Origin of the sequence: Methylibium sp. (assembly GCF_031393925.1) — a bacterium.
GTDB lineage: Bacteria > Pseudomonadota > Gammaproteobacteria > Burkholderiales > Burkholderiaceae_C > Methylibium.
The window spans coordinates 1-3718 of record NZ_JANMWL010000059.1 but is presented as its reverse complement, the minus strand read 5'-3'; the positions used below and the strand labels follow the sequence as shown (position 1 = coordinate 3718).

General features: G+C 63.1%; 5 protein-coding genes. 3 read left to right on the top strand and 2 right to left on the bottom strand.

Going from position 1 to position 3718, the window contains the following annotated elements:
• The 3 genes from RMO12_RS03920 to RMO12_RS03910 form a co-directional block, all read left to right on the top strand.
• On the top strand, positions 1–744 hold a 744-nt coding region (locus RMO12_RS03920), incomplete at its 5' end, for a 4-hydroxybenzoate octaprenyltransferase (RefSeq protein WP_309638277.1).
• A 179-nt stretch (positions 745–923) separates the two neighbouring features.
• Complete coding sequence (locus RMO12_RS03915; protein ID WP_309624331.1) at positions 924–1367, top strand: nuclear transport factor 2 family protein; 444 nt, start codon at positions 924–926, stop codon at positions 1365–1367.
• Positions 1368–1453: 86 nt separating this feature from the next.
• Positions 1454–1879 (top strand): VOC family protein, encoded by a 426-nt coding sequence (locus RMO12_RS03910; protein WP_309638276.1) that lies wholly within the window; start codon positions 1454–1456, stop codon positions 1877–1879.
• Between the two features lie 205 nt (positions 1880–2084).
• Here the strand turns inward: RMO12_RS03910 and RMO12_RS03905 are convergent, their stop codons facing one another.
• Both RMO12_RS03905 and RMO12_RS03900 read right to left on the bottom strand, forming a co-directional pair.
• Positions 2085–3017 (bottom strand): restriction endonuclease, encoded by a 933-nt coding sequence (locus tag RMO12_RS03905; RefSeq protein ID WP_309638275.1) that lies wholly within the window; start codon positions 3015–3017, stop codon positions 2085–2087.
• Between the two features lie 180 nt (positions 3018–3197).
• Positions 3198–3617, bottom strand: a complete 420-nt coding sequence (locus tag RMO12_RS03900) for a hypothetical protein (protein ID WP_309638274.1) — start codon at positions 3615–3617, stop codon at positions 3198–3200.
• Between the last annotated feature and the right edge of the window lie 101 nt (positions 3618–3718).

The window sequence follows — 3718 nt, the reverse complement described above, 5'->3', positions numbered from 1 at the left end:
GGCTGGCGGCTGCTGGCCGTGTTCACGCTCGGCACGGTGCTGATGCGCAGCGCCGGTTGCTGCCTCAACGACGTGGCCGACCGCGATTTCGACCGCCACGTCAAGCGCACCGCCCAGCGGCCGGTGACGCGCGGCGCGGTGTCGGTGCGCGCGGCGCTCACGCTCGGCGCCGTGCTGGCCCTGGCCGCCTTTGCGCTGGTGCTGACCACCAACACGGCCACCACCTGGCTGTCGTTCGCGGCATTGGCCGTCGCCGTGGTCTATCCGTATGCCAAGCGCCATGTCGCGATGCCGCAGGCGGTGCTCGGCGTGGCCTTCAGCTTCGGCATCCCGATGGCTTTCGCGGCGGTGCAGGGCAGCGTGCCGCCGCTGGCCTGGGCGCTGCTCGCCGGCAACCTGTTCTGGGTGCTGGCCTACGACACCGAGTACGCCATGGTCGACCGCGACGATGACCTGCGCATCGGCATGCGCACCTCGGCGATCACGCTCGGGCGCTTCGACGTGGTCGCGGTGATGGGCTTCTACGGCGTCTATCTGGCGAGCTGGGGACTGCTCGGTTTCGGTCACGGCCTGGGCGGCGGGTTCGCGCTCGGCCTGGCCGCGGCCGCCGCCCAGGCGCTGTGGCACTGGAGCCTGATCCGCGGGCGCTCACGCGAGGGCTGCTTCAAGGCGTTTCGGCTCAACCACTGGGTGGGCTTCGCGCTGTTCGCGGGCATCGCCGCCGATCTTGCGATGCGCCCCTGAACCGACACCGACCGAGCGGGTATCGAGCGCTGCCGAGAAAAATATTGGACAGCCTCGATCGTCCCGTCTAGCCTGCCCGCAGCGAAGGACCAGCCCGCCTCCCACAGCGTCGCGAACACCGCGGCCCACTGTGCGGAACGCGCCGTGTCATCAAAAACACAAGCCACAGGAGACCCGGCATGAGCATCACCCGAGACCAGATGGAGCGTTCGATCCGCGCCTATTACGCCGCCTGCAACAGCGGCGACCGTGAAGGGATCATGGCGTGCTTCGACCCCGAGGGGACGCACTACTTTCCCGAGGGCAGCTTCGGTGCGCTGCGAGGCGCCGCTGCAATTGCCGACTGCTGGGTCAAATGCGTCGCCGAGATGGGCTCGCAATGGGTCATGGACAACTTTGTCGGTGACCCCGAGAGCGGGCAGGCGGTGATCGAGTGGACGCACTTCAAGAACAAGCTCGGCCTGGTGCTGCGCGGCGACGAGTGGTTTCGCTTTGCGGGCGATGGCCGCATCACCGAGATCCGCGCCTACTACGCCTGCCCGACCCACCCCGGCGTGAAAGAACATCGCATCGGCGGTCTCGACTACGCCGGCCGCGGCTACGCGCTCACTTCGGGCGCTTGACGCCTTTGGATCCGTCGGCGGGGCGGCCGGACGCACCGCCGACGGCAACACCGCCCGGCCACGCTTTTTTCAAAGGAGTGCGCACCATGCCGCTGACCCAGTTTGACCACTACACCGTACGCAGCCGCGACATCGATGCATCGGCACGGTTCTACGCCGACGTGATGGGCTTGCGTGTCGAGGCGCTCGATGGCTTCGCGTTTCCGATGCGGCTGCTGTTCCTCGGCGACCAGGCCATTGCCCACCTGCTCGGCACGGGCGCCGCGCTGGATGCCTTTCTTGGCCGCAGCGCACCCAGCCACGCAGAAGGGCCGGCACGCCAGACCGGCAACCTCGAGCACATGGCGTTCAACGGCACCGATCGGGTCGACTTCATCGCTCGCCTGAACAAGGCCGACGTGCGCTTCACCGAGCGCACGCTGGCCGACTACGGCGTCCATCAATTGATGTTCGACGACCCGGACGGCGTGGAAATCGAGGTCAACTTTCCCTTGAGCGAAAAGCCGCGGTGATGTCAGCGGGCCCGAACGAGCGGCCGGGCCCGCCCTTCCCCGATAGCGCGGAAGCCTTGTGTGCAACCGCGCCAGTAGCCACCTGCTTCTCTTTGAATTGGCTCAGGACGTGTGAAGCTCTTCCCGCAGTACCCGACGCAGCGTTGCCAGAGTCAAAGGCTGTGGCGTCGGGCTTCGGCGCGCCCTATTGACAGTGAGAAGCCATCTAGGTCGATTCTTCATCGAAGTAGTCGCTGTCGATCTTTGGGATCTTGACGGTGCGCGCTGATATTCCGACCTCGTGGTCGATCATGAGCTCGGCCATGCGCGGGCCGTCAACAAGAACGATGCGTTCTACCGACTTCGCGAACTCGATGGCTTGTGAGGTGTAGCCCGAGGTTGTGATGAACACGCCCTTGTTAGCGCGCTGCCCAGCCAGAGCACCGTAGAAGCCCTGAACTTCGGGTCGACCGACCGTACCTTGCCAGCGCTTCGCTTGAACGTAGACTTTCTCGAGTCCTAGTTTGTCCAGTGAGATTACGCCGTCGATTCCGCCGTCTCCTGAACCACCGACGCGTTGAAGATCGGCGCGGCTGGCTCCGTATCCCATTCGGTGAAGCAAATCGAGAACGATGGTCTCGAAGAATGAGGGCGAAACGGACCCTAAGGACTCCAGAAGTTCTGCGGCGACCGAACGGCGCAACTCTGAAAGGGCTTCGCCGAGGCGATCATCAGGACTCGCAACAGCCGACTCGATAGCTGGCGCCCGGAGTAGCGAAGGGGAGGCAAGCGACTCTCCTGTTGACGGCGGGCGGAGCCGCACGTCCATGAATCCGATTGCCAGTTGCTCAACCTCTTTCGGCAAGAGCGGAACAGAGTGCTTTGCAACGAAGGCGCGCCCTTCGTCGGTGAGCTGCCAGAAGCCACGGCGAGGGCTGCTTGATAGACCTGCGCGTTTTAGCCGATCGTGCGCCCAACCCGCACGATTCTTGTAAATGGGTTGAGCGCCGCTGGGAAGGAGCTCTTGGCGGTCAGTATCGCTAACGCCGAGCGCTTGAGCTTCCGCCTCATGAACTTCGCGAGCTGGAGCGCCACTGAGATGGCAAGCCAGGAACCGAAGAACAGGTTCAATGAATTTGTCGTACGTGGGGACGGTCATGGCCGATTCTCGGTACGACTGATCGACCTAGATATCGGGCGCAGACCTGCTGCATAACACGGCTGTTCGCAAAGCAGCTCTGCTGCACAACAAGGAGTGAAGCTGCCTATCCCGGAACGGTCGAACACACGCAAAACCGCCCGCGCGATGGGTGATGAGCGGTGATTCGCCATGGAACAGTTAGGCGTCATTTTCGAGTTCTCGCCAGCCATAGTTGGTGCGCTGTCTCTGAAAGTTGCGTCGAATAACCAACCCTTCTTCGCGCAGCTGGGCTACGGCTTCTGATAGCCAGTCCTTGTCATTGGTGATCCAGTGAGTTGCGTGCTCGCCAGGCTCCACGGCGAGATCAAGATTCATGCGAAGTTCGCGCTCAGCGAGCAGAAGAGGCCAGCCAAAAAGCACTGCGCCCGATGCTGTTCTGAGTGCGGCGGTCCTCTGTCTGTTTGGATCGGCAGAGGATGTCTCCGCAATCGGCAGAAGGTTCTCCGCAAGGTCGGTGATAGCAAAGTGCACTTCGGAGACGTTTGGGATTCCAAGCTCTCGCCTCGCCTCGGTCGACTCATACGCAAACGATGGCTCTGGGCTGGTAAAGGAGTTCATTGACGGATCTTCCCAGATGCTTCGTGCATCACGGTGAATGGGCGTAAGGTTCACTTTCTGACGCCCAACGAATGAAAGGGACTTCCCCGTCCCGAGTTATC

Coding starts and splice junctions, on each gene's coding strand:
- RMO12_RS03900 (WP_309638274.1), bottom strand. CDS start 3,617: ATGAACTCCTTTACCAGCCCAGAGCCATCGTTTGCGTATGAGTCGACC.
- RMO12_RS03905 (WP_309638275.1), bottom strand. CDS start 3,017: ATGACCGTCCCCACGTACGACAAATTCATTGAACCTGTTCTTCGGTTC.
- RMO12_RS03915 (WP_309624331.1), top strand. CDS start 924: ATGAGCATCACCCGAGACCAGATGGAGCGTTCGATCCGCGCCTATTAC.
- RMO12_RS03910 (WP_309638276.1), top strand. CDS start 1,454: ATGCCGCTGACCCAGTTTGACCACTACACCGTACGCAGCCGCGACATC.